This is a genomic window from Streptomyces boninensis (assembly GCF_048572725.1).
GTDB lineage: Bacteria > Actinomycetota > Actinomycetes > Streptomycetales > Streptomycetaceae > Streptomyces > Streptomyces boninensis.
Window position 1 is genome coordinate 4,890,581 of the sequence record NZ_CP183837.1, and the last position, 25,610, is coordinate 4,916,190.

The window sequence follows — 25,610 nt, forward strand, 5'->3', positions numbered from 1 at the left end:
AGAAGGCGGGCGATGGACGCACCGACGCTGCACCTCGCGCTTGACGAGGTGACTGCACAACACCGGGCGGCAGCAGTCGACTTCCCGGCCGAAGGGGCCTCGCTCACCCTCGGCCGGCTGCGCAAGCGGTCCCGGCGCATCGCGGCGCGGCTGCGCGAGCTGGGCATCCAGCCGGGCGACCGGGTCGGCACGCTGTCCGCCAACGAGCCCGACTTTCTGCTGCTGCTCTTCGCGCTCAGCCGGCTCGGCGCGTCCGTCTGCCCGCTGCCGGTGCACTCTCCGCGCGCGAGCGGCACCGCCAAGCTGCTGAACGTGCTGGACGACGCGGGCATCAAGGAAGTGGTGGTGTCCGGCCGGCTGGAACGGATGCGGCCCTTCCTGGAGGAGGCGCTGCCGGGCCGCCGGGTGCTGCCGGCGGCGGAGGCCCTGGTCGTGGCCGCGCGCACGGCCGCGGTGACCGGCGCGGAGGTGGCCGCGGAGCAGGAGATCGTCCTGCAGTACACCTCGGGCAGCACCTCGGACCCGAAGGGCGTACGGCTGACCCACGCCAACGTGCTGGCCTGTCTGCGGGCGATCCGGGACGGCATCCGGCTCACCCCCGCGGACCGCAATTTCAGCTGGCTGCCGCTCTTCCACGACATGGGCCTGTTCGGCACCCTCACCGCCCTCCTGACCGGGGTGCCCACCACGATCTGGCGCCCCTCGGCGTTCGTACGGGACCCGGCGGGCTGGCTGCGGACGTTCGCCGACGGCGGCTACACCGTCACCCCGATGCCGGGCTTCGCCTTCGACTATCTGGCGTCCGCCGTCCCCGCCGCCGATGCCGCCTCGTACGACCTGTCCCGCTGGCGGGTGGCGGTCAACGGCGCGGAGCCGATCGCGGTGGACTCGCTGGTGGCCTTCTTCCGGCACTTCGCCCCGGCCCGCTTCGACCCGCGCGCCATGCTGACGGTCTACGGCCTGGCCGAGGCCACGCTCGCGGCGACCTTCCCGCCGGTGCGCCGGAGCCCCCGGATCGACTGGGTCGACCGGGCGGCGCTCGCCGAGCGGTGCGCCGCGGTGCCGGTCGCCAGGACCGGGCTCGGCGCCCGCGGCGTGGTCAGCGTCGGCGGCCCGGTGCGCGGGATGCGGGTACGGATCGCCGCCCCCGACGGCAGCGGCCCCGGCGGCAGCACCGCGGCCGGCGAGCGGTCGGTCGGCGAGGTGCAGCTGCGCGGCCCGTCCGTCACCGCCGGGTATGTCGACGACTCCGGCGGCCTCGCCCAGCCGTTCACCGCCGACGGCTGGCTGCGCACCGGCGACCTCGGCTATCTGGCGGACGGCGAGCTGCACATCACCGGGCGCGCCAAGGAGATGCTCATCCTGCGCGGCGCCAACTACTACCCGGACGATGTGGAGAGCGCCGTACGGGCCGACCCGGCCGTGCGCCGCCGACGCTGCGTGGCCTTCGTCCACCAGGAGGGCGACCGGGAGTTCATGGTGCTGGTCGCCGAGACCGGCAGCCCCGCCGCGGAGCACGCCGCGCTCGCGACCCGGCTGCGGGCCCTGGTGCGGTCGGCGCTGGGCCTGGACGACCTGCGCGTCGAATTCGTGGCCCCGGACTCCCTGCCCCGTACCACCAGCGGAAAGCTCCAGCGGCCTGCCGTGAAGCAGGAGTTCATGCAACGGCACGAGCACGACTCACTCACCAAGGGGGACTGCAAGTAATGCACAGCTACGAGGTCTTCACTCACTTCGAGCGCAATCACTGGCAGCTGACCAGCATCGACTTCTCCGCGGTCCGCCAGGACCTGGTCAAGCCGGAGTACGTGACCATCGCCAAGAGCGCCGTGATGGGCGAGTCGAATGTGATCGCCGCGGTGCACGGCTTCCTGAACGAGTTCGTCGACGACTACGACTTCTCGACCTTCGCGGTGATCTGGGGGAATCAGGAGGTACAGCACCACTACATGTTCAAGGCCTGGCTGGAGGCCGTCGGCGAGCGGACCGACGACGCGGCCGTGGCCGCCATGCGGGCGCCGTACGACCCCGGCCTCACGCCCTCGGCGACCCTCGCCACCAACATCATCTCCGAGCTGACCGTCAACCACATCTACCGGCGGGTGGCGGAAGCCGTCGACGAGCCGGTGCTGGCGACCCTGCTGCGGAACGCCAGCCGCGACGAGGCGGGCCACGCGCGCGAGTTCATCCATTACTGCAGGCAGCGGCTGGCCCACCACCCCGAGGAGATGGCGTCGGTGCTGGAGACGCTCTACGTCTACACCTCCGACAAGCGGATCAAGCACCCGGTCGCCATCTTCAAGAGCAACCTCACCGAACTCCAGGACCACGAGACCATCGACACCGCCTTCGAGCTCTTCCTGGAGAGCGTGGCCGACGCGGAGGAGCTGCAGCAACTCCAGGACAAGATCCGCCGGGTGATCGGCGGCATCGTGGACAAGGACCTGTCGAGCAACGGCAAGGTGCGCCGCTCGCTCGCCGAGGTGATCGCTGCATGACCGCACCTGAGGAGACCGCCGACCCCGCTTCCGGGCCGGTGCGGCTGCCCTGGCGGGTGCTGCCCGGCTACCAGTGCTTCGGCTGCTCGTCCGCCAACGACCAGGGCCTGCAACTGCGGTTCACGCACACCGGCGACGGCGGCATCGCGTGCGAGTTCACGCTGCCGCGCACCTTCGAGTCGTACCCGGGCGTGGTCCACGGCGGGATGTCCGCCACCGTCTGCGACGAGGCCATGGGCAACCTGCTGGTGCTGCGCCTGGGCGTCTCCGTCTTCACCACCAGCATGCGCACCCGCTACATCGAGCCGCTGGCGATCGGCGCCTCCTACCGCTGCCTGGCGAGCACCGGCGCGATGGCGGGCGACACCGGCCCGTACCAGGCGCGGGCCCAGATTCTCGACGCCCAGGGGCAGCCCATCGTCTTCGTCTCGGGCTCGTACCAGCCGGTGACGCCCGAGCAGGCCAAGACGCGGATGGCGATGTCCGAGCACGAGGCGCGCCTGGTCGACCAGGCGCTGGCCGAGCTGCGTACCAACTGACCACGACCGAGGAGCAGGAAGAGATGAGCGAGACCAGGACCGCGGCCGACATCGTCGCCACCGTGACCGACCTGATAGCCACCGAGTTCGGCCGCCCGGCCGCCGAGCTGACCCCCGACCTCGACCTCACCGCGGTCGAGGGCGCCGACTCGGTGAAGGTGCTGCGTGCCGTCGCCCGGATCGAGCGGGAATTCGACGTCGAGCTGGAGGACGACCAGGTCTTCGGCTTCAAGACGGTGCGCGACGTGGCCGGCGCGGTCTCCGGCCTCCTCGGCCGGCAGGGCTGACCGGTGACCACCGAGGCGCGCACCAACCAGCACTACGACCAGGATCCGCGGATCTTCCAGCTGTATCTCGACCGCACCCGCAAGTACAGCGCCGGCCTCTACCGCACCGACGACGACACCCTCGACCAGGCGCAGCAGAACAAGCTGCACTTCGTCGCCGACCGGCTCGGCCTGCGCCCGGGAATGCGGCTGCTCGACATCGGCTGCGGCTGGGGCTCGCTGATCCTCTTCATGGCGGCCGAGTACGGCGCGACCACGGAGGGCATCAGCCCCGCGCCCAACCAGCACGCCTACATCGCCGGACGGGCCGCCGCGGCGAAGCTGTCCGGCCGGGTGTCGACCCGCATCGGCCGGATCGAGGATCTCGACCTGGAGCCGCGGTCCTACGACGCGATCACCATGCTCGGCTCCATCGTCCACATGCCCGATCCGGACGCGGTCTTCCGCCAGGCCTGGGCGGCGCTCAGGCCCCGCGGCCGGATGTACGTATCCGAGAGCTGCTATCGCAACGCGGCCAAGCGCGCCGCCTTCGCCGGGCGCGAGAACTCCCTCTTCGTACGGGACTCGATCTTCGGCTGGGGCGATATGCGCCCGCTCTCCGACCTGGTGCGCGGCGCGGAGAACGCCGGTTTCACGATCGCCGCCGTCGACGACCTGACCGGCCACTACCGGCGCACGATCGAGGACTGGCTGGCCAATGTCGAGCGCAACGCCGCGGCGCTCGACGCGCTCGAACCGGGCCTGTCCGGGCGGCTGGAGCGCTATCTGAAGACGGCCAACGCGGGGTGGGGCTTCACCACCAAGCACTACGCGCTGACCCTGCGGAAGTCCCGCTGATGGCGGCCCGGATGAACGCTCACCTGTCCGGACCGCTGCTGCCTGCGGCCGACGTCGCCGCCGCGGCCGGCGCCTTCCTGCGCACCTCACCGCCGTCAAAGCGCTGGGACGTCGACCACAGCTTCGACTGGTCCCGGGCCGACGCCAACCGGCTGACCGCCGGCGAACGGTCCGCGGTGCGGTTCATCACCATCATCGAGGACCATCTGCCCGGCTACTTCGCTCTGTACGACCAGAACTTCCCGGTGAACGACACCGTCGACCTGCCCACGTACATCCACAACCGGGAGCTGTACCACTTCACCGTCCGCTGGGCCCAGGAGGAGGACACGCATGCACAGGTGCTGGCGCGCTACCAAGTGGCCACCGGTCTGGCCGGCCAGGAGGAGCTGTGGGACGCACTGGCGGCAGAGGGCCGCAAGCCATTCCGGCTCCCCTACGACCAGGCAGTGCAGTTCTTCGTGTATCCCCTGGTCCAGGAGAAGGCCACCCAGATCTACTACCAGCATCTGCGGCAGGTGGTCGGCGACCCGCTCCTCTCGGACGTGCTGGTCCGGCTGAGCCGGGACGAGGCCCGGCACTTCTCCTTCTTCGCCGGCATGGTCCGGCTCTACCTGGAGCGCTACGGCGACGCGGTGGTGGAGCCCATGCGCGAGGTGATCGCCGAGTTCCGGATGCCGCTCGCGGACACCATCCGCGGGTACTGGCGCTGGGCCCTGAAGATCGCCGACACCGCCCGCTACGACCACACCGAGGCGTACGACCACCTGGTGAAGGTGGTGAACCGGGCAGTGAACGCAAAGTCCGACAAGGTGGACGAACTCGTCTCTTTCGTGACGACCTGCCGCCAACTCCAGGCCGGGCGCGGCTAGCCCGCGAGCCCGCCCAGCTCACCCAGCGCCGCGTCCTCCCGCAGCTTCGCCAGCGCGCGCGACACGGCGCTCTTCACGGTGCCCACCGACACCCCGAGCACCTCGGCGGTCTGCTGCTCGCTCAGATCCTCGTAATACCTGAGGACGACCATCGCCCGCTGCCGCGCCGGCAGCCCCATGATCGCCTTCCACATCGCGTCATGCAGCGCCTGCGCCTCGGCGGGGTCGGGGGCCGGGAGCACATCCGGCTCGGGGAGGTCGTCGCCGTACGCGTACTCGTCGACGCGGCGCTTGCGCCACTGCGAGGTGCGCGTGTTGACCAGGGCCCGGCGCACGTATCCGTCCAGCGCGCGCGGGTCCTGGATGCGCTCCCAGGCGAGGTACGTCTTCGTCAGCGCCGTCTGCAGCAGGTCCTCTGCGTCGGCGGGGTTCTGCGTCAGCGAACGGGCCGTACGCAGCAGGACCGGGCCCCGGTCCGACACGTACGACGTGAACGTCGGAAACGCGGGGGTCGATGCGGTCTTGCACACTGTTGCGGCCATGGCATAACGCTAAGAGCGGGCCGGTACGAAATGGATCGGCCGGAGGTCGCGATGGCGGCTCCACCTCAGGGAGTAGGGGTGGTGCTGGCTACACCTCCCACGGGTGGAGGGCGCGGGGGACTACCCCCCGGGGATGACCCTCATCACTTCAGCACGGCCGTCGGCGCATCGACCACATTCCGGTCGATCATCAGCGTCTTCCCGCCGTGCGTCTCCTCCACGTTCCCCTCGTGCTGGTGCACCCGCCGGTGCGGCTGCCAGGCGTCCTTCGCCAGCTGCGGCTCATCGTGCAGGCTCGGCCCGACGTGCCAGCGCGCGAACCACATCACCTCCGGCATCCCGTCCTGCCCCGCCCGCCGCGCCGCCTCCACCATCCGCACGCCGGAGCTCGCGCTGCTGTAGAAGCCGGCCAGCCAGCCCCGCTGCTGGACCTCACGGTTCCAGGCGCGGACGAACTCGAGCGTGGCGGCCCGGCACTTGGCGTCCTTGTACGAGAAGGCCTCGATGTCGAGGAAGAGCGGGCTGCCCTTCGCCATGCCGAGCAGCTTCGCCTTCGCCACCGCGTCCCGCCCCTCGGAGCGCCCGGCCTTCGCGGCCTTCCCGGCCTCCCCGTGCATCCGCACCGCCTTCTTGGCGCCCTTGATGCACGGCGGCTGCGAGCCCACGTACACCGGCAGCACCCGCCACCCCATCCGGTCCACTTCCCGCAGCCAGTACGGGGTGAGCTGCGGCTGCTCCTGGCAGTGCCGCCCGCGGCCCGCGTAGTAGATGCCGACGGCCCGGTACGGGGAGGCCCGCCAGGCCCGCATCGTGTCCAGCGGCGGGGCGCTGCACGTGTCGAAGGCCTCGCCCTGGAAGGGCTCCGGGCCGGCCGCGGCCGCCCGCTCGCCGGACGCCGGGGCGAGTCCTGCGAGGGCGGCACATGCCGCGGCGATTACGAGAGTCCGTCGAGGTGCCGTAACCGTTCCATGCATACGGACAGTGAAGGTGCCGCCGGCCGGTCAACGCCCCGGCGACACGCGCCCGTCAGCCGTCTGCGCCGAGCAGCAACCCGGACGTGGGCACACCCGTCCCCGCCGTCACCAGTACGCTGCCCGCCCCCGCCACCTGGTTCACGGAGGTGCCGCGAAGCTGCCGCACCCCCTCCGCGATCCCGTTCATGCCATGCAGATACGCCTCGCCGAGCTGCCCGCCGTGGGTGTTGAGCGGCAGCCGCTCCTCCCGTACGAAATCCGCGGCCTCCCCGGGCCCGCAGAAGCCGAACTCCTCCAGCTGCATCAGCACAAAAGGCGTGAAGTGGTCGTAAAGGATCCCGACATCCACCTCGCCGGGCGCCAGCCCCGCCGTCCGCCAGAGCTGCCGCGCGACCACGCCCATCTCGGGGAGGCCGGTGAGCCGGTCCCGGTAGAAGCTGGTCATCTGCTCCTGCGCCCGGCCCGCGCCCTGCGCGGCGGCGGTGATGACGGCCGGCTTACGGCGCAGGTCGCGGGCGCGTTCGACACTCGTGATCACCAGCGCCTGCCCGCCGTCCGTCTCCTGGCAGCAGTCGAGCAGCCGCAGCGGCTCGGCGATCCAGCGGGAGGCGGCGTGGTCGGCGAGGGTGATGGGGCGCTCGTGGAAGTAGGCGGCGGGGTTGTTCGCGGCGTGCTTACGGGCCGTAACGGCGACCGGGCCGAGGGCGTCGGCGGCGTCGAGCCCGTACGTGTGCAGATAGCGCTGCGCCGCCATCGCCACCCAGGAGGCGGGGGTGAGCAGCCCGTACGGCAGCGCCCAGCCGAGCGCGACGCCCTCCGCGGACGGCTGCCGCTGCTGCACCCCTGACCCGAAGCGGCGGCCGCTGCGCTCGTTGAACGCCCGGTAGACCACCACGGTCTCGGCGACCCCGGTGGCGACGGCCATCGCGGCCTGCTGCACGGTGGCGCAGGCGGCGCCGCCGCCGTAGTGGATACGGGAGAAGAAGCTGAGCTCGCCGATCCCGGCCGCCTGCGCGACGGTGATCTCCGGCGAGGTGTCCATGGTGAAGGTGACCATGCCCTCGACGTCTTCAGGTCCAAGACCCGCGTCATCGAGCGCCGCCCGCACGGCCTCCACCGCGAGCTTGAGCTCGCTGCGCCCCGAGTCCTTCGAGAACTCGGTCGCGCCGATCCCGGCGATCGCGGCCCGGCCGCCCAGCCGATCGGGAGCATTCCGGCTCATGCGCGCGCCTCCCCTGGCAATACGACGGTGATCGTGCCGGTGACGTGCGCACCTAGGCGGTTCGTACCGACCACGGACACCTGTCCTGTCCCGTCCTCACCAGGGGTGAACTCGCCGGTGAACACCAGCTCGTCGTCCGGATACTGCGGGACGCCGAGCCGGATGCGTACGGCCCGCACTTCCACTCCCGGACCGAGGCATTCGGCGACGTAGCGGCCCACCAGGCCATTGGTGGTGAGGATGTTCATGAAGATGTCGGGTGACCCGCGCTCCTTCGCCGCGACGGCGTCGTGGTGCACGTCCTGGTAGTCGCGGGTGGCGATGGCGCCGCCCACGATCAGCTTGCGGGTGACGGGTATCCGCAGCTCAGGAAGCGTCTGTGAGGTCGAGGTCACTCCGCCTCCCCCTCTCCGGTCGCCCGGAACACCGGCAGCACCAAGTCGTCCTCCACCTCGGCGAATTCCAGCCGCACCGGCATGCCGATGCGGACCTTGTCGTACGGCACCCCGACGACGTTGCTGATCATCCGTACGCCCTCGTCGAGCTCGATCAGCCCGACGGCGTAGGGAGGCTCGAAGGCCTCGAAGCGCGGGTGGTGCATGACGACGTACGAATAGACGGTCCCCTCGCCCGCCGCCTCCTCGGCCGTCCACTCCGGCGAGCCGCAGGAGTTGCAGCCGGGCAGCCAGGGGAAGCGGGCGGTGCGGCAGCCGGTGCAGCGCTGGAAGAGCAGCCGCCGGTCGGCGACGCCGTCCCAGAAGCCGGCGTTGTCGCGGTTGACGACGGGGCGGGGGCGCCTGGGCTTGTCGGCCGCGGGCTGACGGGCCTTCTGAGCTTTGGCGGGCGCGTACTTGAAGACCCGGAAGCGATGCGTCCCCACGACCTCCCCCGCCACCCGCAGCTGCATCCGCGTGGTGATGAAGTGCCCGCTGCCCAGCTTGGTGGTCTTGCGCGGCGAGATCGTCTCGATGACGGAGTCGAAGTCGAGGTCGTCGCCGGGCCGCAGCGGCCGCAGATACTCCTGCTCGCAGTCGGTCGCGACGATGGACGTGCAGCCGGCCTCCTCCAGGAGCGCGAACAGCTCCAGGTAGGTGCCGGACCGCCCGGTCGGCCCGTTGTACCCGGCCATCGTCCACACCTGCAGCATCGTCGCGGGCGCCGAGCCGTCCGGCGGTACGGGGTGGCCGAGGGCCTCGCACCAGTGGCGGATCATGGGCTCGTTGACGGGGTCGTGGCCGCGGCCCGCCTCGCCGGCGGACTGGCCCTCGTACGTCTTCAGCCGCTCGTAGAGCGCATCGTCGTCCTGGCTCATAAGGATCTGACTGTCCGTCAGATACCTGGCGGAGTCAAGACCACCGGTAACCCGCCGACAAGGCGGCGAGGCCGCACCCCCGGCTGGGGTGCGGCCTCGCCGGCCTGGACTACCGCTTGCCGCGGACGGCTACCGGGCGGCTACCAGAGCGGGGAGAAGGCGATCTGGGTCTGGACGTTGCCGTCGCCGATCGCCGAGGCGCCCTGGTTGGAGTTGCCGATGCCGGTGTTGTTCTGCTGGTTGGAGCTGCTGACGCTGACGCCGTAGTTGTCGCCGCCGTTGGTCTGGCTGGTGGCGCCGGAGATGGAGCCGTCGTCGGCGAAGGCCCCGTTGTCCGCCGTGGCGACGCCCGTAAAGAGCGCCGCTGCCAGGGGCACGGAGGCTACGGCGGCGAGGACACGGGCGGTGCGGATGCTGGCCATGGTTCTGGTCCCTCCCAGTGGCTTTGGTAAAGCCTGGTTACGTTCCGGGGCCACCGGCCGGCGGCCCCTGGGGTCTTGCACGACGTCGCGACAGCATCGTTGCCCCCGAATCCGAGGGTTATCACCACACAACCCTCGATTCGCTCGACCGCATGATCCGCCCGCCGTAAACCCGCACACGCCCCCCACTTTCGCGTCTCGAACAAATATTCGATACTGGAGCCATGGAAGGCTCAGCCCCTGCACACGCACTCGAACACGCCCTCGCCGCGGCCGAACGCGGCCTGCCCGTCTTCCCGCTGTCCCGCGCCAAGCAGCCCGCGGTGCGCTCCCCGCACCACCAGGACTGGCCGCGGGTGCCCTGCCGCGGCGAGTGCGGCCGGCTCGGCCACGGCGTCCACGACGCCTCGACGCACCCCGATATGGTCCGCGCGCTGTTCGAAGCGGCGCCCTGGGCCACCGGCTACGGGATCGCCTGCGGGCGTCCCCCGTACCGCCTGATCGGCATCGACCTCGACGTGAAGGGAGGCACGGACTCCCTGGCAGCATTCGAATCCCTGGCCGACGACTTCGGCTTCACGATCCCCGCCACGGTCACCGTGATCACCCCCAGCGGCGGCCGCCACCTCTGGCTCGCGGGCCCGCCCGGCGCCCAGGTGCCCAACTCGGCGGGCCGGCTCGGCCCCGGCATCGACATCCGCGGCTCCGGCGGCTACCTGGTCGGCCCCGGCTCGGTCACCCTCCAGGGCAGCTACCGCCTGGCCCCCCACTCGGCGCTCTCCCCGGCCCCGGCCCCCGCCCCGTTATTGCGCCTGCTCACCACGCCCCCCGCCAGCCACGAACCACCCCCGGCGGAAGGCCCCTGGGACCGGCGCGCGGACGCCCTCATCCGCTTCGTCGGCGCCTCCCGCCCCGGGGAACGCAACGCGCGCCTGTTCTGGGCCGCTTGCCGGGCGTACGAGTCGGGCCACGGTCACGACGTCGGCGCGGCGCTGGTGGCGGCGGCGGTCGCGACGGGGCTGCCACAGCGGGAGGCGACGTCGACGGTGGCGTCGGCGGCGCGGCATACGGCGATGTGAGGGGGGCGCTGGTGCGGCGCCCGTGGCGCCGGTGCGGCCCTGGTGCGGCGCTAGCGCACACCGTGCGGCTGGCGCCGCTCCGCACTCGGCCCGGCGGCCTGGGCAATGGCGCTGACGACCAGCGTCCCGACGAGACTCCCCACCATGACCAGGATCACCCCGACCATGAACAGCCCGCTCTCGTCATCCGACCAGTCGATGAACGCGGCCGCGGTGAGCCCCGCCGACGTGCCGATCACGGCCCCCACGGCGTACCCGCGCAGCGCAGCCAACACCACCGGCGCGAGCAGCGTCAGCACCAGACCGACCACCTGCCACGCCTCGTAAGGCCCGCTCACCGTGCCGTCGGGGTGCTCGTCGTACCGCTGATCCCACCCCAGCCAGGCCGCCCACAGCCCCATCGCGACACCGGCGGTCAGGACGAGGGCACCGGCCTGGGATCCGAGCTTGCGCACTACTCCTTGCCACATACGGCCAGCGTCGGACATAGCCAGGGACCGCGGGGAGAGCGCTGCTACTCATTCAGGCTCTAAGTACCTGGACGGGCTTACGGGCCACGCCGCCGTACATCGCGATGTGCGAGTCGGGCACCTGGTCGCTCATCCCATCCGGCCGCCAGTGATGGACGAGGGTGACGCCCGGGTCGATCAGGTCGAGCCCGTCGAAGAACCGCTCGGCCTCCGCCCGGTCCCGGATCTGCAGCGGGATGCCGCGCTCGTTGTACGTCCGCCCCACGCCGGCGACCCGCTCCGGGTCCGTATCGCCGGTGAAGACGGTGAGCGCGAGAAAGCTCCCGGGCGCCAGCTCGCGCAACAGCCGCCCGATGATCCCGTGCGGATCGTCCTCGTCCAGAATGAAGTGGACGATGGCGATGAGCGACAGCACCACAGGCTGCTTGAGATCGATCACCTCATGCAGCTTCGGATCACGAAGGATCGCCTCGGGATCGCGCATATCGGCCTGGATATACCCGGTCTTCCCCTCCGGACTGCTCTGCAGCAGCGCCCGGGCATGCGCAAGCACAATGGGATCGTTGTCGACATACACGACCTGCGCCTCAGGCGTGACCTCCTGAGCGACCTCATGCAGATTCGGCGGCGTAGGAATCCCGGTCCCGATGTCGAGGAACTGCCGCATCCCGTACTCGGCGGCAAGCGTCCGAGTCACCCGATGCATAAAGATCCGCGTCTGCTTCATAGAGGTCGGCAGGCTGGGCCAAGCCGCAACGGAAGCATCCCCAGCAGCCCGATCAGCGGCGTAGTTGTCCTTCCCTCCGATGAGGTAGTCGTACACCCGAGCCGAATGCGGCACATCCGTCCGCAGATCTATATCCCGCCCACCATCCGACCTGCCCGTCATCCGCCCCTCCCGCCCCTCAACTCCCCAACCTGCACTGCATGTTATCGCCGATCATCAGAACCGGAGCACGTCAGATCAAGAGGCGGCTGGCCCCCTGCGGTGGGGAACGCCGTAGCGCCATACGTGGCGCGAGTGGGCGGAGCAGGAGAAGCCGGAGTCTTTCCGATGCGACCAAATTGCCGCGTGGGCCGTTATGCCGCCCGGGACGGAGACACGTACGTCCATGTGGCCGCGACCCGTCGGCGCGAGGCGGACGCGTCGTATCCGATATCCGCGGGCCCGCCAGTGGTCGAGCAGAGCGTGTACGGCCATGCGGCCGCCGGCGGGCGGCATGGAGCCGGACACCTCCCAGAAGAGCGCGGCCTTGCCGCGGTGTCCCCAGCCTGACTGCGGCGAATCGAAGCATGGCCAAGTAGATCCACTTTGCGATGGCATCTGTCATGCCGGCCAGTCTCCGGGTCTCCGGCCGGGCGGTCATGAGCGCCACTACTCATCCGTGCCCGGTGTCGGGCGCGGATGGGGCGCCTTCCAGCTGGGGCAATAGGCCGGTCCGGCGCGGAGCGTGGCCCCTTCGACCCCTGCCTACGGGACCGGTGCGCTCTTACCGTCACCGCAACCGCATCCGTCTGCACCGACGTGTCCTGATGGAGGAGCCATGGCACTGGTCACGCCGCAGGAATGGAAGCTGAGCACAGGAACCGCGTGGATGCTCTCCCCGGGGGATGCACCCCTCACGAGGTCGTTCATATTGGCCGCTGCTGGAGGGACCGGCAAGACGGACTACACCGCCTTCAGGGATGGCGTCGATCATTCCTCGTACTCGCTTCTCGATGCGCTGCACGAGCGGAGCCGCAGTCTGATCCTGATCGGCTACGACGACGGCACTGCCGGGCTCGCCAACCTGGCAAAAGCCGTAACGGAGACCGTTCAAAGGGCCCTCGCCCAGCGAGTAGGGAGTGCGCCGCTGGTCGCGGGCGGCATCGGCCGGGGCGCATTGGCCGCCCGCTACGGCCTGGTCAAGCTGGAGAACATGCGGTTCGCGCACGGAACCGCGGTGTACTACTCGTACAACGGAACCTCCCCCACCCAGCAGGAAGCCGGCGAACTGCACGACATGGGCGAGTGGCCACAGCTGCCCCGGCTCTTCGGCCTGGCCAGCGAGGAATTCACGAACGAGCTGGACTTCGACCTCGACAAGGGGCCGTTCGACGACACTACGACCGGCGCCCGGAACCCGGGTGGCCCCCTGATCACCAGCGAACTCGGCTCCTGGCTGCTGGACCGGCTGCCCTAGCCACCACCCGACACCCCGCTGTCAGCCGGCCCCAGCCCCACACGCCGAGAAGACCCGCCTCGGGATCAACGCCTCGCTCCAGGACATGACTTGGGACGACCTCATCGAGGAAACCGACTAATCAACCCCGACACAAGTCCCGGGGCACAACGCTGCCCCCGACCGTTCGCGCTGGTCAGGGGCAGCTCTGCTGCGGAGGGTGTGGGATTTGAACCCACGGTGACATTGCTGCCACGACGGTTTTCAAGACCGTTCCCTTAGGCCGCTCGGGCAACCCTCCTGGGCTTCGCGGCCCGGGGGGCGCGGAGCCCGTACAGCCTACCGGGTGTCAGCTGTCGCCCTTGCGGGCGTCCAGGGTGACGGTTTCGGTGTGGGTCTTGCCGTCGCTCTTCCAGGTGACCTTTACCTTTTCGCCGGGCTTGTGGGTCCAGAGCTGGCCGATGAGGGTGGGGCCGCTGTCGATGACGGTGTCGTCGAGGCGGGTGATGACGTCGCCGGGCTTGATGCCCGCCTTTGCCGCCGGGCCGCCCGGGGTGACCGCGTCCGCGCCCGAGTCGCTGACCTTGGCGCCGGAGCCCTGGTAGCCGTTCTCGACCGAGACGCCGAGGATCGCGTACACCGGCTGGCCGGTCTTGATGAGCTCGCCGGCGACGTACTTCGCCTGGTTGATCGGGATCGCGAAGCCGAGGCCGACCGAGCCGCCCTGCTGGCCGCCGAACGGGTTCTCGCCGCCCCCGCCGCCCGTCTGGATGGCGGAGTTGACGCCGATGACATTGCCGCCGGAGTCGAGCAGCGGGCCGCCCGAGTTGCCGGGGTTGATGGAGGCGTCGGTCTGGAGGGCGTTCATGTAGGAGTTCTTCGAGCCGGTCTCGTCGGACGACGCCACCGGGCGGTTCTTGGCGCTGATGATGCCCGTGGTGACCGTGCCGGACAGGCCGAAGGGGGCGCCGATCGCGATGGTCTGGTCGCCGACGTCGACCTTGTCGGAGTTGCCGAGCGGGAGCGGGGTGAGCTTGAGGTCGTCGGCCTTCTCCAGCTTGATGACGGCGATGTCGTAGCCCTGCGCCGTGCCGACCGCCTTGGCGTCGTACGTCTTGCCGTTGGAGAAGGTCGCCGTCAGCTGACCGCCCTGCGCGGCCCCCGCGACGACATGGTTGTTGGTGAGAATGTGGCCCTGCTTGTCGTATACGAAGCCGGTGCCGGTGCCGCCGCTGCCGCCGCTGCCGCGCGCCTCGATCGTGACGACGGACGCCAGCGCCTTGTTCGCGATGGCGGCCACCGAGCCCGGCGGGTTCTCGATCTTCTGGTTGTTCTGCGGTGCGGAGACCGGGGTGGAGCCGTCGGAGTTGTTGTCGTTCGCGGCCCAGTAGCCGATCCCGCCGCCGATGCCGCCCGCCACCAGCGCGGCGGTGAGCGCGCCCGCGATCAGGCCGCCGGCGACCTTCTTCTTGCCGCCGTCACCCGGCTCCGCAGGCAGCGGCTCCCCGGGCGTACCCCAGCCGGCCCAGCCACCAGAGCCGTCACCGCCACCGGCGGGCGGCGGCGGCTCCGCCGCGCCCCACGCCGGCCGCTCGGGCGGCTCGGGCGGCGCCGTCGGCCCAGGCGCCGTCGGCTCCGGCCCGCCCACCGGGCGGGTGGTGCCGGCGTCCTCGACCGTACGCTCATCGCCACGCTCGCTCGGAGCCCCTGCCGCCGGCGGGGTGTCCGGGCGCGGCGGCGTCCCGTCGTCGTTCGAGGTGCTCACAGCTCTCTCCTCATCTAGTACTCACGCCACGTTCGTGCGAATACCCTCTCGCTAGGTTGCCTCACGGCGGATCAGGCGCCTATAAGGCTCCAGCTGAGATGATTCTTAAATCCTTTACGCCGGACAATCCGGGCGCATCCGCTCGCGGGCAGACGAGGGTGGCACCATGACCCGATGAGCAGCGCCCTACCCGCTCCGCAGCCCTCCCCGGCCCGCCCCCGGCCCGCCGTCGTGGCCCACCGCGGCGCCTCGGAGGAAGCCCCCGAGCACACCCTCGCGGCCTACCGCACCGCCATCGAGGAGGGCGCCGACGCCCTCGAATGCGACGTCCGGCTCACCGCCGACGGTCACCTGGTCTGCGTGCACGACCGCCGGGTGAACCGCACCTCCAACGGCCGCGGCGCCGTCTCCACCCTCGAACTCGCCGACCTGGCCCAGCTGGACTTCGGCTCCTGGAAGGAGACCGACGAGGCCCCCGACTGGACCCACGAGGAGCTGACCTCCGTACTGACGCTGGAGCGCCTCCTCGAACTGGTCGTGGACTCGGGCCGCCGCGTGGAGCTGGCCATCGAGACCAAGCACCCCACCCGCTGGGCCGGCCAGGTAGAGGCCCGCCTCATCGAGCTCCTCACCCGCTTCGGCCTGACAACAGGCACGCCGAACACCCCGTCCCCCATCCGTGTGATGAGCTTTTCGGCCCGCTCCCTGCACCGCGTGCAGGCGGCAGCCCCCGCCATCCCCACGGTCTTCCTGATGCAGTTCGTCCGCCCCCGCTACCGCGAGGGCCGGCTCCCGCCGGGCGTCACGATCGCCGGCCCGAGCCTGCGCATCGTCCGCCGGGACCCCGGTTACGTATCCCGGGTGCACCGCGCCGGCAACCAGATCCACGTATGGACGGTGAACGAACCGGCCGACCTCGACCTCTGCGCCCGCCTCGGCGTCGACGCCGTCATCACCAACCGCCCCCGCGATGCGCTGGCGCGACTCCGCCAGGACTGACCACTACGCAGCGCGCACCGGCGCATCCATTGCGTTATCGATCGTAACGAGTGCATCAAGGGATCACAGATGGCCGGTTTCCGATCCATCACCCGGGGGCATCTCTCCCGTGGCGTGGGGCAGAGGAGGTCTCGGGGGTGGTGACGCACTTGGTGGCACAGCAGGTGCCTGCGTCGGCGACCATGGCCGTTGCCCATGGTCCTGCGGGCGTGGGTACGGCGCGGCGGCGGATGCGCAATGAGCTTCTCGCTGCGGGGGCGCCGGAGCCGGCGGTCGACGATGCTGTCCTGATCCTTTCGGAATTGCTCAGCAACGCATGCCGCCACGCCCGCCCGCTCGAGGACGCCGGCGACGACAACGTCCGCGCCGACTGGTCCCTCGACGAGGACGGCAGCATCACGGTCTCCGTAACGGACGGCGGCGGCCCCACCCGCCCCCTTCCGGCCAAGCCCTCGGTAACAGCCCGCGGCGGCCGAGGCCTCGCCATCATCCGCCGCCTGTCCCGCGACTGGGGTGTGTCCTACGCGGTCAGCGAGGTCACGGTGTGGGCCGTGATCGGCCCGAGCGGGGCGCTGCGACGCGAGTTCCCCGGGCTGGACGACTTGCTGTAACTCGCGGGCGCCTGAGTCGACCTAATCCCTCCGGGAGGAGGGTCGAGTGGAGCGACGCTGCCGAAGAAAACCCCGGAACGTACCCAGGCCAGCCACAGAGGTTTTCTTCGGTAGTGTCGCGGCTGCTTCTGATAGCGGGCTCCGCCCGCGGGCGGCCCGGCCCACCCACCGATCAAGCCCGTCCGGCGCTTGAGGACTCCGTGGCGGAGCCACAGGATGCCCCAGCGGTAGTCTCACCCTCCGTAGGAAACGAACACCCCGGACGACGGAGTCACCATGGCCAAGAAGCGCCGCCCCCAGCAGCCCACCGCCAAGGTGAAGGCCGACGCCGACATCCCCGTCGTCGGCGCCCGCGAGCCCTGCCCCTGCGGCTCAGGCCGCCGCTACAAGGCCTGCCACGGCCGCGCCGCCGCCCACGCCGCCACCGAACTCGTGCAGCGCCCCTTCGAGGGCCTCCCCGGCGAAGCCGACTGGGTCGCCCTCCGCGAGCTGGTCCCCGCCGGCTCCGCCGAGCTCAAGCTGAAGGACGGGCTCCCGGACGGCGTGCCCGCCGTCACCCTCGCCACCGTCCTCCCCACCGCCTGGCCCGCGCTGCGCCGCGACAACGGCGAGGTCATGCTCGGCCTCCAGAACGACACCGCCACCGGCGACATCAGCCGCGACCTCGCGGACGTACTCCAGCGCGCCCTGGAAGCCGACCCCGGCTCCCCCGTAGAGGCGGCCCAGCGCACCACCTCCGACGGCCCGCGCCTGCAGGATCTGCTCGACCCGGATACGCCCCTGAGCCCGGCCGTCCACGACGGCTTCGAGTTCTGGCTCGACGACGCCGAGGCCGCGACCGCCGAGGTCAACGCCTCCCTGGAGCGGGCGAACGAGGCCGTGCTGCCCACCGCCCGCCTGGCCGGCCCCGGCGTCGAGGCCGCGTACTGGTGCGAGACCCCGGAGAAGAACCACCTGCGCTGGGTGATGACCCACCCCGAGGAGCAACTCCTCGACGCGCTCGCCCGGCTGCACGCCGCCGGCCATTCCTCGCTCGGCGAGGGCACCCGCCTCGTCGGCTCGTTCCGGGCCCACGGCCTGACCGTCCCGGTCTGGGACCTGCCCTCCGGCATGTCCGCCGACGACTGCGAGAAGCCGGCCGCGGAATTCGCCGAACGCCTGGCCACGGCGCTGGCCGCCAAGGAGCCGCTGACCGCCGACGAGCGGCGGGCCCGCGGCGGCCTCACCAACCGACAGATCACTCTCAGCTGATCAATTACATACCGTCGGGTATGACCCGCCCTTAGGCGTGGCGTATATCTCGCCGGATTCGGGCGATCGAATTTGCGATACGCCCATTCCTTGTTACCGTCACTCTTAGCCCGGTCGCTGGTGCATCCCCCGTCGCCAGCGACCGGGCCCTTGTCTGTCTCGGGGCAGTCCCGGGATCCGCCCCGAGGCCGCCCCCGGCCCTACTGCCCCGCCCGCGCCGCCAGTTGCGCACAGGCCGCAGTGAGCTCACCGATCACAGAAGTCACATCCGGCAGCCACGGCGTCGCAACCTCGCCGCGCCCCCCGGGCGTCCGTTCCCACCGCACCGGACCGGCCCCGGTCCGCGATGGTGGCAGCGCCAGATAACCGCCGTCCCCGTGAAAGCGCAGCGTCCCCGGCACCCAGTCCTGCGCATTCAGCACTTCACCGAGCTCGGCCAGCGAATACGGCCGCACCAGCACCGCCCACCGGTCAGGCGTGGCGACGACGGGCCCGGTCCGTACCCCCGCCCGCTCCAGCGCGGCCAGCGCCCGCGCCCCGGCCACCGCCGGCAGGCTCACGGCGCTCGCCCCACGCCCGGTCGCCAGCAGCACCGGCGCATCCGGCCGCTGCTCCCACCACCAGCCCACCATCCGCGCATCGGTGGTCGCGGCCAGCAGCCCGGGCTCGAAGGGATGCGCGCCGGCGGCAGCACATTCGGGATACGGACAGGCGCACCCGGCACCGCGGGAGGCTTGCACAGCCCTGCCCGCGCGCCCGGTACGCCCCGAGCGCGGCTCCGCTCGCAGCCCCGCGCCGGGGAGCACGGGCCACCGCCAAATCGTGGCGCAGGTCAATGCCATTTCGGACTCGGTCTGCGGTCGCAGCTTGCGCCGGAGCCTGCGCCGCTTTCCGGGGGTCTCGCGCATCAGCGCTCGTCCTTTCCGTGCAACATCGGCAGGCATGATCGCCTAAGGAACTCTGGCCGTTCACATACTGGGCCGTTCACAAGCGGTGTGCGGGTCGTACGTTCAGCATGACGCGAGTCTGCGCTCGCGGGCGGGTTGCGCCTGTGGTGCCGCTCATTGCCGCGGGCCCTCGGCACGTATTCAACACGTACCAGCCACCGTACGTTTTCTAGGACGCCGCGCCCTTGCGGCGGGTTCCTTCGGGCCCTGCTGGTCCTGTTCCCTCAGGGCCAAGTCGACAGCAGATGACACTCGAATGGGTCATTTTTCAGCCAACACAACTTCCCCATGGACACCACCATTCACACCGCGGCAACGCTGGACATCACGTCACCAGTCCGTGTAAATGTGGACTAAATCTGGACGTATTGCTGACGGCAGTCGCAGGACTTGGGGGTTGCAAATGCCTGTGAGCAGCGAAGTTCCACGCGAATCCGAACCGGCCGCACGGCGCGAAAGCCGACGGCCTTGAGCACGCCACCACTCCGGAATGTGGCCGGAATTGAACTCCCACGAGCCGCCGCCGCGCACCCCGCCGAATCCTCCGGAACCGCGGACTTCAGCCAGGATCACCTCGCCGCCTGGGTCACCGACCTCACCACGCTGCACGAGCTGATCGCCCGCCTCACCAGCACCGCGGGCCTCGACGGGGCGCTGTACGAGGTGGTCCGCGCGGGTGCCGCGCTCGCCGGCGCCCGCCGCGGCTACCTGGTGCTGCAGCCCCCCGACGGCCGCGGCCCCGACACCTGCACCGGCTTCGGCCTCGGCCGCGCCGAGCTCGGCGCGATCGAGACGGTGCCGCGGCAGTCGTCCTCCCCGGGCCGGCTCCTCGATGGCGACGCCACGGGGGCGTCGCCATCGACCCCGGCACCCACCCCGGCAGCCCCTTTGGCAGCCGCCCAGCCGCCCACACCGGCATCCATCCAGCCACCCGCCCCGGCCCCCCTCCCCAGCGAGATCTGCCACCCCGACCTCGCCCGCGAGTCCGGCCTCGACCCGCGCCACCAGGAGGTCGCCCGCCGCCTCGGCGCCGCCGCCAGCTACGCCGTGCCGCTCGAAATGGGGCATCCCCTGCTCGAGCGAAGCCGAGAGCTTGGGGAAACCTCCGGCGGCGGCCGGATCGGCGCCCTCGTCTGGCTGTACGACGAACCGGCGCAGCCCACCGACCGCCAGCGCCACCTCATCGCCCTCTACGCCCGGCACGCCGCCGACCACCTCGCCCGCCGCCTCGAACTGGCCCGCGCCACCAAGGCGTTGACCGCCGTCCGCGACGGCCTCCTCCCCGCCCGCCTCCCACAGGTCCCCGGCGCCCGCCTGGCCGTACGGCACCTGAGCGGCCCGCGCGGCGGCGGCGACTGGTACGACGTGCTGCCGCTCCCCGACGGCGCCCTCGGCCTCGCCATCGGCTCCGTCAACGGCGCAGGCGCGCCCGCGGTGGCGGCCATGGGCCGGCTGCGCGCCTCCCTGCGCGCGTACGCCGTCATGGAGGGCGAGGACCCCGTCGCCGTACTCAGCGACCTCGAGCTGCTGATGCGGCAGACCGAGCCGTCCCGCAGCGCCACCGCCCTCTTCGGATACGCGGAGCCGGGCCGCCGCCGCCTCGTCCTCGCCGGCGCCGGCCACTGCCCGCCGCTGATCACGGGGGAGGCGCGCACGGAGTTCGCCGAGACCACGCTCTCCGCGCCGCTCGGCATGCTGGCCTGCTGGGAGGCGCCGAGCGTGGAGATCACCCCGGCGCCGGGGGAGACGCTGCTGCTCTATACGGACGGCCTCCTGCACCGCACCGGCGACCCCATGGAACGCGCCATGGCCCGCCTCCACCAGGCCGCCGCCTGCGCCCCCGCCGCGGTCCGCCGCGACCCGGAGCTGCTGGCCGACCACGTACTGCGGATGCTGATCCCGGACCCGGAGGCGGACCACCCGGAGGATGTCGTCCTGCTGGCGGCGCGGCTGACCGCGTGAGGCGGCTGGGGCAGGTGTGACCTCTCACAGGCCGATGCCCCTTTCGTCCCCTTGTCACGCCCATACGATGGATGGCATACGCAGAACATCTGGCAGGAGGCAGCCGTGACCGAGGAGCAGGCCGAGGCCGAAGCCCCGGAGACCACCGAGGGCGAGCAGGAGCAGGCAATAAAGCAGCGCAAGAACGGCCTCTACGGCGGCGTCTCCGACGAGCTCTCGGAGAACATGAAGCAGGGCTGGGCCGACACCGAGCGGCACGACCTGCAGCCGGTCCCGCAGGCCGCGCACACCGCCCGCCGCCGCGCCGCACTCTCCGCCGCCTTCCCGGGCGAGCGCCTGGTAGTCCCGGCCGGCAATCTGAAGGTCCGCGCCAACGACACGGACTACCCCTTCCGCCCCTCCTCGGACTACGCCTACCTGACCGGCGACAAGACCGAGGACGGCGTGCTCGTACTCGAGCCGAAGGACGGCGGCCACCAGGCCACGGCGTATCTGCTGCCCCGCTCCGACCGCGAGAACGGCGAATTCTGGCTGTCCGGCCAGGGCGAGCTGTGGGTCGGCCGCCGCAACAGCCTCACCGAGAACGAGAAGCTCCTCGGCATGCCCGTAAAGGACGTCCGCGAGCTGCCCGAGGCGCTCAAGGAGGCCACCGGCCCGGTCCGCGTGCTGCGCGGCTACGACGCGGGCATCGAGGCCGCGCTGACCGACAAGGTGACAGCGGAGCGGGACGACGAGTTCCGCGTCTTCCTCTCCGAGCAGCGCCGGATCAAGGACGACTTCGAGATCGCCGAGCTCACCTTCGCCTGCGAGGCCACCGCGCGCGGCTTCGAGGATGTCGTACGCGTCCTGGACAAGGCCGAGGCGACCAGCGAGCGCTACATCGAGGGAACGTTCTTCCTGCGGGCGCGCGTCGAGGGCAACGACGTCGGCTACGGCTCCATCTGCGCCACAGGACCGCACGCCACGACGCTGCACTGGGTCCGCAACGACGGCGCGGTCCGCTCCGGCGACCTGCTGCTGCTGGACGCGGGTGTGGAGACGAACAACCTCTACACGGCGGATGTGACGAGGACGCTGCCGATCAGCGGCACCTTCACACCGATCCAGCGCAAGATCTACGACGCCGTGTACGAGGCCCAGGAGGCCGGCATCGCCGCGGTCAAGCCCGGCGCCCCGTACCGCGCCTTCCACGACGCCGCCCAGCGCGTCCTCGCGGAGAAGCTGGTCGCGTGGGGCCTGCTCGGCGACCTCGACGTGGAGAAGGTCCTGGAGCTCGGCCTGCAGCGCCGCTGGACCCTGCACGGGACGGGCCACATGCTCGGCATCGACGTGCACGACTGCGCGGCGGCCCGCACCGAGCAGTACGTGAACGGCGACCTGGAGCCGGGCATCTGCCTGACGGTCGAGCCGGGCCTGTACTTCCAGGCGGACGACCTGTCCGTGCCGGAGGAGTACCGCGGCATCGGCGTCCGCATCGAGGACGACATCCTGGTGACGGAGGACGGCAACCGGAACCTCTCGGGCATGCTGCCCCGCACCTCGGCCGACGTCGAGGCGTGGATGGCGCAGCTCAAGGGCTGAGACAGCCCAGCACTCCCGGCACCGCCAGGCGTAACCTCCGCAAGATCCGAAGGAGGTTGCACATGGCGGATGTTGTCGCGGAGCTGACCGGCGTCGGAGTACGGCGCTACACGACGGACCAGGTGATCCTCGACGAGATCTCCTGGACCGTACGGGCCGGGGAGCACTGGGCGCTCCTCGGCCCGAACGGCGCCGGAAAGACCACGATCCTGCGCCTCCTCGGCGCCGTCATGCACCCGACCACCGGCACGGTCGACGTCCTCGGCCACCGCATCGGCCGCGTCGACATGCGCGAGCTGCGCGCGGCGATCGGCTTCGTGAGCCCGGCGCAGAAGGTCCCGCTGGACGCGTCGGCGCACACGGTGGTGCTGACGGGTGCGACGGGAACGGTCCAGCCCCTGTGGCGCAAGTACGACACGGAGACCCGCGACCGCGCCCACGAGCTGCTCTCCGAGCTGCAGTTGAAGGAGCTGGCGGACCGCCCGTACGGCGTCTGCTCGGGCGGCCAGCGCGCCCGCATCCTGATCGCACGGGCACTGATGTCCGCCCCGGGCCTGCTGCTCCTGGACGAGCCGTTCAACGCCCTGGACCTGCCCTCCCGCGAGGACTTGGTCGACACGATGAACCACCTGGCGACGATCCGCCCGTCACTGGCGACGGTGACGGTCACGCACCACCTGGAGGAGCTGGCGCCGAGCGTGGGGCACGCGCTGCTGCTACGGGAGGGCCGGACGCAGGCGTCGGGCCCGGTGGCGGACGTGCTGACCGGGGCGCGGCTGACGGAGTGCTTCGGCCGCGCGATCGCGGTGGAGCGGAGCGGCGGACGCTGGCTGGCGCGATCAGCGGCGTGAACCAGGCAGGCCCGGAACTCGAGGGCGAGTGGCCCTCAAGCCCGCCCGGCGCTTGAGGGCGAGGCGCGAAGCGCCGACGGGGCCCGGGGCGGAGCCCCGGTGATCAGCCTTGCGCCACGGAGGAACGGGCGGGTGGGCGGGCACCATCGTCCCGAGACGCAAGACGAGACGCAAAGCCCTCCCCGCGCAGGCGGACCAAGCGGCAGCGTAAACCGCTCCGTTGTCCCCCACCCAAAGGAACCGCCGCATGCGCAAGCGCACCATCGCCGCGGCCCTCGGCGGCGCAGCCGCCATCGCCACCGGCACCCTGCTCGCCGTGAACCCCACGGCGAGCGCCGCGCCCCCGGACGCGTATCCGGTGAAGGGCTTCGATACGAGCCACCACCAGCACCCGGACGGCTCGCCGATCGACTACGGCGCCGCAAAGGGTGCTGGCTTCGAGTACACCTTCATGAAGTCGACCGAGGGCATCGACTACACCGACGACTGGTTCGCCCGCGACTGGAAGGCCGCCACCGACGCGGGCATCCTGCGCGCGCCGTACCACTTCTACAACCCCGCCGGGCCCGGGGACGGCGCCCAGCAGGCCGAGTTCTTCGTAAAGACGATCAAGGAGCAGGGCTACACCGGCAAGAACGCCGGCGAACTCCCCCCGGTCCTCGACCTGGAGCAGATCAACGGCGGCTGCCCGCCGAGCTTCGACACCGCCCAGGTGAAGGCCTGGCTCGACACGGTGCACAGCAGCCTCGGCGTCAAGCCGATCGTCTATACGTCGAAGTCCTTCACCGACCAGTGCATGGGCGGCGACGGTGCCGTCTTCAGCGGCTACCTCCTCTGGCAGCCCCGCTACGGCAGCGGCGACATGGAGCCGCAGGACATCCCGGGCGCCGGCGCCCCCTGGCAGATCTGGCAGTACGCCTCGGACGGCCAGGTCCCGGGCGTACCGGACGACGCCGTGGACGTGAACGTCTACCGCAAGAGCCTGGAGGACCTGAGGAAACTCGCAGGCGGCGGCAACGGCGGCGAGCAGCCCCCGCCCGCGGAGGGCAAGTCCTTCCCGACCTGGGGCACCCGCTGGGTGGTCCACGAGACGGCCGACCCGGGCTCGAAGGCGGTCGGGACGATCAACAAGTCAACGGCAGGCGCGGACAAGGTCACCGTCGACTACCAGGTGAATACCGGCCAGAAGGTATGCGAGGGCGACGACTGCTCGACGTACATGGCCCATATCACCGGCCCCGAGAAGGGCTTCCTGTCGACGGTCGCGATCGACGTCGACGAGTCGAAGCTGGCCGGGGTGCCGGTGAAGGAGTAATCCTTACGGAGTGAGTCCTCACTCATTGACGGAGTGAGGACTCACTCCGTACTGTCGTACCCATGACCCCCGAAGCGAAGAACCCCCGCCGCCGCGCCCCCGCCATGTCGCCGGACGAGCGCCGCACGATGATCATCCAGACCGCGATCCCGCTCATCGCCGAGTACGGATCGGCGGTGACGACCGCGAAGATCGCCCGCGCCGCCGGCATCGGCGAGGGCACGATCTTCCGGGTCTTCGCCGACAAGGACGAGCTGCTGCAGGCCTGCGTGCAGGAGGCGCTCTCGCCCGACCACGCGGTCCGCGAGCTCGCCGCGATCGACGTAACCCAGCCGCTGCCGGACCGCCTCGCGGAGGCGGCCGAGGCGCTGCAGGCGCACCTCGACCGGATCGGTGCCATCGTCGGCTCGCTCGGACACCGCGGCGGCAAGCACCCCGGCACGGTGCGCGGCGCCGGCCGCGAGGAGTCGGCCGCCCGGACCCGCGCGGCCCTGGCGGAGCTGCTGGAACCCGACCAGGCCGCCCTGCGCCGCCCCCCGGAGCAGATCGCCGCCCTCTTCCTCGGCCTCCTCTTCACCCAGCCGCGCGCGGACGACGCCCCCGAACTGACCCCGCAGGAGCTGGTGGAGGTCTTCCTGCACGGCGCGCTCGGACAGCCTGGCGGCGCCAAGTGAGCGCGCGGCGCCGCCGCTTGGCGGTCGCGGGGGCGGCGGTCCTGGGACCGCTCCTGATATGGCTGGTCACGGACCCGGTGCTGGGGCACCGACTGCAGATCACCGACGGCGAGCAGACACTCGACCTCGGCGTCGTGCCCGTCGTCGCGGTCGCGCTGCTGGCGGCGCTCGCCGGATGGGGGCTGCTTGCCGCCCTGGAGCGCTTCGCGGCACGGCGCGCCCGCGCCGTCTGGACAGCGTCGGCCGTGGCCGTACTCGCCGTCTCCTTCCTGCCGTTGACCGGCGACATGGACGGCGGCACCAGAACCGCGCTCGCGCTGATGCACCTGGCGGTGGCGGCCGTGCTGATTCCGGGGCTGCGCGGAAACGGCAGCGGCGCCGCTGCCCCCGCTGTCGGGGACCGCGGCGCCGCTGCCGTTGGTCGGCGAGAGGGCTAGC

At 71.2% G+C, this 25,610-nt stretch carries 27 protein-coding genes and 1 tRNA gene; 17 read left to right on the top strand and 11 right to left on the bottom strand.

What is annotated here, in order from left to right; translation table 11 throughout:
- Nucleotides 1-12 precede the first annotated feature (12 nt).
- The 6 genes from ACNNMR_RS22205 to ACNNMR_RS22230 are packed head-to-tail and all read left to right on the top strand — an operon-like array spanning nt 13 to nt 5,033.
- Nucleotides 13-1,707 (top strand): AMP-binding protein, encoded by a 1,695-nt coding sequence (locus ACNNMR_RS22205; RefSeq protein WP_419996415.1) that lies wholly within the window; start codon nt 13-15, stop codon nt 1,705-1,707.
- Nucleotides 1,707-2,498 (top strand): ferritin-like domain-containing protein, encoded by a 792-nt coding sequence (locus ACNNMR_RS22210; protein WP_419996416.1) that lies wholly within the window; start codon nt 1,707-1,709, stop codon nt 2,496-2,498. The genes ACNNMR_RS22205 and ACNNMR_RS22210 overlap by 1 nt, the downstream gene beginning before the upstream one ends.
- Nucleotides 2,495-3,037 carry a PaaI family thioesterase gene (locus ACNNMR_RS22215; RefSeq protein WP_419996417.1) on the top strand — a complete coding sequence of 181 codons (543 nt, stop codon included), beginning with the start codon at nt 2,495-2,497 and terminating at the stop codon, nt 3,035-3,037. Before ACNNMR_RS22210 ends, ACNNMR_RS22215 begins: the two co-directional genes overlap by 4 nt.
- Nucleotides 3,038-3,060: 23 nt before the next feature.
- Nucleotides 3,061-3,324, top strand: coding sequence for an acyl carrier protein (locus tag ACNNMR_RS22220; RefSeq protein ID WP_419996418.1), 264 nt, complete (start codon nt 3,061-3,063; stop codon nt 3,322-3,324).
- A 3-nt stretch (nt 3,325-3,327) separates the two neighbouring features.
- Nucleotides 3,328-4,161 carry an SAM-dependent methyltransferase gene (locus ACNNMR_RS22225; protein WP_419996419.1) on the top strand — a complete coding sequence of 278 codons (834 nt, stop codon included), beginning with the start codon at nt 3,328-3,330 and terminating at the stop codon, nt 4,159-4,161.
- A gap of 11 nt (nt 4,162-4,172) precedes the next feature.
- The gene (locus tag ACNNMR_RS22230) at nt 4,173-5,033 is read left to right on the top strand and encodes an acyl-ACP desaturase (RefSeq protein WP_419996420.1); all 861 of its coding nucleotides are present in this window, start codon (nt 4,173-4,175) and stop codon (nt 5,031-5,033) included.
- Here ACNNMR_RS22230 and ACNNMR_RS22235 read toward each other — a convergent pair.
- From ACNNMR_RS22235 to ACNNMR_RS22260, 6 genes are all read right to left on the bottom strand, one after another.
- The gene (locus ACNNMR_RS22235; RefSeq protein WP_419996421.1) at nt 5,030-5,575 is read right to left on the bottom strand and encodes a SigE family RNA polymerase sigma factor; all 546 of its coding nucleotides are present in this window, start codon (nt 5,573-5,575) and stop codon (nt 5,030-5,032) included. The genes ACNNMR_RS22230 and ACNNMR_RS22235 overlap by 4 nt on opposite strands.
- A gap of 143 nt (nt 5,576-5,718) precedes the next feature.
- Nucleotides 5,719-6,549 (bottom strand): glycoside hydrolase domain-containing protein, encoded by an 831-nt coding sequence (locus ACNNMR_RS22240; protein WP_419996422.1) that lies wholly within the window; start codon nt 6,547-6,549, stop codon nt 5,719-5,721.
- Nucleotides 6,550-6,601: 52 nt separating this feature from the next.
- Nucleotides 6,602-7,771, bottom strand: coding sequence for a lipid-transfer protein (locus ACNNMR_RS22245; protein WP_419996423.1), 1,170 nt, complete (start codon nt 7,769-7,771; stop codon nt 6,602-6,604).
- Entirely contained in the window at nt 7,768-8,166 is a 399-nt protein-coding gene (locus ACNNMR_RS22250) for a MaoC/PaaZ C-terminal domain-containing protein (protein ID WP_419996424.1), read from the bottom strand. The genes ACNNMR_RS22245 and ACNNMR_RS22250 overlap by 4 nt, the downstream gene beginning before the upstream one ends.
- A complete protein-coding gene (locus ACNNMR_RS22255; RefSeq protein ID WP_419996425.1) occupies nt 8,163-9,083 on the bottom strand; it encodes a Zn-ribbon domain-containing OB-fold protein in 921 nt (306 codons plus the stop codon). Before ACNNMR_RS22255 ends, ACNNMR_RS22250 begins: the two co-directional genes overlap by 4 nt.
- Nucleotides 9,084-9,223: 140 nt before the next feature.
- Complete coding sequence (locus ACNNMR_RS22260) at nt 9,224-9,505, bottom strand: hypothetical protein (RefSeq protein WP_419996426.1); 282 nt, start codon at nt 9,503-9,505, stop codon at nt 9,224-9,226.
- 224 nt (nt 9,506-9,729) lie between these two features.
- Between ACNNMR_RS22260 and ACNNMR_RS22265 the strand changes: the two genes are divergently transcribed.
- Nucleotides 9,730-10,584 carry a bifunctional DNA primase/polymerase gene (locus ACNNMR_RS22265; RefSeq protein WP_419996427.1) on the top strand — a complete coding sequence of 285 codons (855 nt, stop codon included), beginning with the start codon at nt 9,730-9,732 and terminating at the stop codon, nt 10,582-10,584.
- A 50-nt stretch (nt 10,585-10,634) separates the two neighbouring features.
- Here ACNNMR_RS22265 and ACNNMR_RS22270 read toward each other — a convergent pair whose 3' ends face one another.
- Both ACNNMR_RS22270 and ACNNMR_RS22275 read right to left on the bottom strand, forming a co-directional pair.
- Entirely contained in the window at nt 10,635-11,039 is a 405-nt protein-coding gene (locus tag ACNNMR_RS22270; RefSeq protein WP_419996428.1) for a hypothetical protein, read from the bottom strand.
- Between the two features lie 67 nt (nt 11,040-11,106).
- Nucleotides 11,107-11,943, bottom strand: coding sequence for an SAM-dependent methyltransferase (locus ACNNMR_RS22275; protein WP_419996429.1), 837 nt, complete (start codon nt 11,941-11,943; stop codon nt 11,107-11,109).
- Nucleotides 11,944-12,598: 655 nt separating this feature from the next.
- On the opposite strand from ACNNMR_RS22275, the gene ACNNMR_RS22280 reads away from it, so the two are divergent.
- Nucleotides 12,599-13,237 (top strand): hypothetical protein, encoded by a 639-nt coding sequence (locus ACNNMR_RS22280; RefSeq protein ID WP_419996430.1) that lies wholly within the window; start codon nt 12,599-12,601, stop codon nt 13,235-13,237.
- Nucleotides 13,238-13,430: 193 nt separating this feature from the next.
- On the opposite strand, the gene ACNNMR_RS22285 is transcribed toward ACNNMR_RS22280, so the two are convergent.
- A tRNA-Ser gene (locus ACNNMR_RS22285) sits at nt 13,431-13,517 on the bottom strand.
- Between the two features lie 48 nt (nt 13,518-13,565).
- Nucleotides 13,566-14,981: a S1C family serine protease gene (locus tag ACNNMR_RS22290; RefSeq protein WP_419996431.1), complete on the bottom strand. Its 1,416-nt coding sequence runs from the start codon at nt 14,979-14,981 to the stop codon at nt 13,566-13,568.
- Between the two features lie 174 nt (nt 14,982-15,155).
- Between ACNNMR_RS22290 and ACNNMR_RS22295 the strand changes: the two genes are divergently transcribed.
- The 3 genes from ACNNMR_RS22295 to ACNNMR_RS22305 all read left to right on the top strand — a co-directional run bounded on the left by ACNNMR_RS22295 (nt 15,156) and on the right by ACNNMR_RS22305 (nt 17,842).
- Nucleotides 15,156-15,980, top strand: coding sequence for a glycerophosphodiester phosphodiesterase (locus ACNNMR_RS22295; protein ID WP_419996432.1), 825 nt, complete (start codon nt 15,156-15,158; stop codon nt 15,978-15,980).
- 182 nt (nt 15,981-16,162) lie between these two features.
- Complete coding sequence (locus tag ACNNMR_RS22300; RefSeq protein WP_419996433.1) at nt 16,163-16,591, top strand: ATP-binding protein; 429 nt, start codon at nt 16,163-16,165, stop codon at nt 16,589-16,591.
- Nucleotides 16,592-16,867: 276 nt separating this feature from the next.
- Nucleotides 16,868-17,842 carry a DUF5926 family protein gene (locus ACNNMR_RS22305; protein WP_419996434.1) on the top strand — a complete coding sequence of 325 codons (975 nt, stop codon included), beginning with the start codon at nt 16,868-16,870 and terminating at the stop codon, nt 17,840-17,842.
- Nucleotides 17,843-18,042: 200 nt separating this feature from the next.
- On the opposite strand, the gene ACNNMR_RS22310 is transcribed toward ACNNMR_RS22305, so the two are convergent.
- On the bottom strand, nt 18,043-18,750 hold the full coding sequence (locus ACNNMR_RS22310; RefSeq protein ID WP_419996435.1) for a bifunctional DNA primase/polymerase: 708 nt from the start codon (nt 18,748-18,750) through the stop codon (nt 18,043-18,045).
- 531 nt (nt 18,751-19,281) lie between these two features.
- Here ACNNMR_RS22310 and ACNNMR_RS22315 point away from each other — a divergent pair.
- The 6 genes from ACNNMR_RS22315 to ACNNMR_RS22340 all read left to right on the top strand — a co-directional run bounded on the left by ACNNMR_RS22315 (nt 19,282) and on the right by ACNNMR_RS22340 (nt 25,609).
- Nucleotides 19,282-20,751: a PP2C family protein-serine/threonine phosphatase gene (locus tag ACNNMR_RS22315; protein ID WP_419996436.1), complete on the top strand. Its 1,470-nt coding sequence runs from the start codon at nt 19,282-19,284 to the stop codon at nt 20,749-20,751.
- A gap of 105 nt (nt 20,752-20,856) precedes the next feature.
- Nucleotides 20,857-22,332 (top strand): aminopeptidase P family protein, encoded by a 1,476-nt coding sequence (locus ACNNMR_RS22320; protein WP_419996437.1) that lies wholly within the window; start codon nt 20,857-20,859, stop codon nt 22,330-22,332.
- Between the two features lie 62 nt (nt 22,333-22,394).
- Nucleotides 22,395-23,183 (top strand): ABC transporter ATP-binding protein, encoded by a 789-nt coding sequence (locus ACNNMR_RS22325; protein WP_419996438.1) that lies wholly within the window; start codon nt 22,395-22,397, stop codon nt 23,181-23,183.
- A gap of 247 nt (nt 23,184-23,430) precedes the next feature.
- The gene (locus ACNNMR_RS22330) at nt 23,431-24,498 is read left to right on the top strand and encodes a glycoside hydrolase family 25 protein (protein ID WP_419996439.1); all 1,068 of its coding nucleotides are present in this window, start codon (nt 23,431-23,433) and stop codon (nt 24,496-24,498) included.
- Between the two features lie 128 nt (nt 24,499-24,626).
- Nucleotides 24,627-25,172, top strand: a complete 546-nt coding sequence (locus ACNNMR_RS22335) for a TetR/AcrR family transcriptional regulator (RefSeq protein WP_420000435.1) — start codon at nt 24,627-24,629, stop codon at nt 25,170-25,172.
- A complete protein-coding gene (locus ACNNMR_RS22340) occupies nt 25,169-25,609 on the top strand; it encodes a DUF6069 family protein (protein ID WP_419996440.1) in 441 nt (146 codons plus the stop codon). The genes ACNNMR_RS22335 and ACNNMR_RS22340 overlap by 4 nt, the downstream gene beginning before the upstream one ends.
- Nucleotide 25,610: the final 1 nt, after the last annotated feature.

Coding starts and splice junctions, on each gene's coding strand:
- ACNNMR_RS22235 (WP_419996421.1), bottom strand. CDS start 5,575: ATGGCCGCAACAGTGTGCAAGACCGCATCGACCCCCGCGTTTCCGACG.
- ACNNMR_RS22245 (WP_419996423.1), bottom strand. CDS start 7,771: ATGAGCCGGAATGCTCCCGATCGGCTGGGCGGCCGGGCCGCGATCGCC.
- ACNNMR_RS22230 (WP_419996420.1), top strand. CDS start 4,173: ATGAACGCTCACCTGTCCGGACCGCTGCTGCCTGCGGCCGACGTCGCC.
- ACNNMR_RS22335 (WP_420000435.1), top strand. CDS start 24,627: ATGATCATCCAGACCGCGATCCCGCTCATCGCCGAGTACGGATCGGCG.
- ACNNMR_RS22325 (WP_419996438.1), top strand. CDS start 22,395: ATGGCGGATGTTGTCGCGGAGCTGACCGGCGTCGGAGTACGGCGCTAC.
- ACNNMR_RS22240 (WP_419996422.1), bottom strand. CDS start 6,549: ATGCATGGAACGGTTACGGCACCTCGACGGACTCTCGTAATCGCCGCG.
- ACNNMR_RS22305 (WP_419996434.1), top strand. CDS start 16,868: ATGGCCAAGAAGCGCCGCCCCCAGCAGCCCACCGCCAAGGTGAAGGCC.
- ACNNMR_RS22210 (WP_419996416.1), top strand. CDS start 1,707: ATGCACAGCTACGAGGTCTTCACTCACTTCGAGCGCAATCACTGGCAG.
- ACNNMR_RS22255 (WP_419996425.1), bottom strand. CDS start 9,083: ATGAGCCAGGACGACGATGCGCTCTACGAGCGGCTGAAGACGTACGAG.
- ACNNMR_RS22275 (WP_419996429.1), bottom strand. CDS start 11,943: ATGACGGGCAGGTCGGATGGTGGGCGGGATATAGATCTGCGGACGGAT.
- ACNNMR_RS22295 (WP_419996432.1), top strand. CDS start 15,156: ATGAGCAGCGCCCTACCCGCTCCGCAGCCCTCCCCGGCCCGCCCCCGG.
- ACNNMR_RS22310 (WP_419996435.1), bottom strand. CDS start 18,750: ATGCGCGAGACCCCCGGAAAGCGGCGCAGGCTCCGGCGCAAGCTGCGA.
- ACNNMR_RS22260 (WP_419996426.1), bottom strand. CDS start 9,505: ATGGCCAGCATCCGCACCGCCCGTGTCCTCGCCGCCGTAGCCTCCGTG.
- ACNNMR_RS22205 (WP_419996415.1), top strand. CDS start 13: ATGGACGCACCGACGCTGCACCTCGCGCTTGACGAGGTGACTGCACAA.
- ACNNMR_RS22280 (WP_419996430.1), top strand. CDS start 12,599: ATGGCACTGGTCACGCCGCAGGAATGGAAGCTGAGCACAGGAACCGCG.
- ACNNMR_RS22265 (WP_419996427.1), top strand. CDS start 9,730: ATGGAAGGCTCAGCCCCTGCACACGCACTCGAACACGCCCTCGCCGCG.
- ACNNMR_RS22330 (WP_419996439.1), top strand. CDS start 23,431: ATGCGCAAGCGCACCATCGCCGCGGCCCTCGGCGGCGCAGCCGCCATC.
- ACNNMR_RS22220 (WP_419996418.1), top strand. CDS start 3,061: ATGAGCGAGACCAGGACCGCGGCCGACATCGTCGCCACCGTGACCGAC.
- ACNNMR_RS22300 (WP_419996433.1), top strand. CDS start 16,163: ATGGCCGTTGCCCATGGTCCTGCGGGCGTGGGTACGGCGCGGCGGCGG.
- ACNNMR_RS22215 (WP_419996417.1), top strand. CDS start 2,495: ATGACCGCACCTGAGGAGACCGCCGACCCCGCTTCCGGGCCGGTGCGG.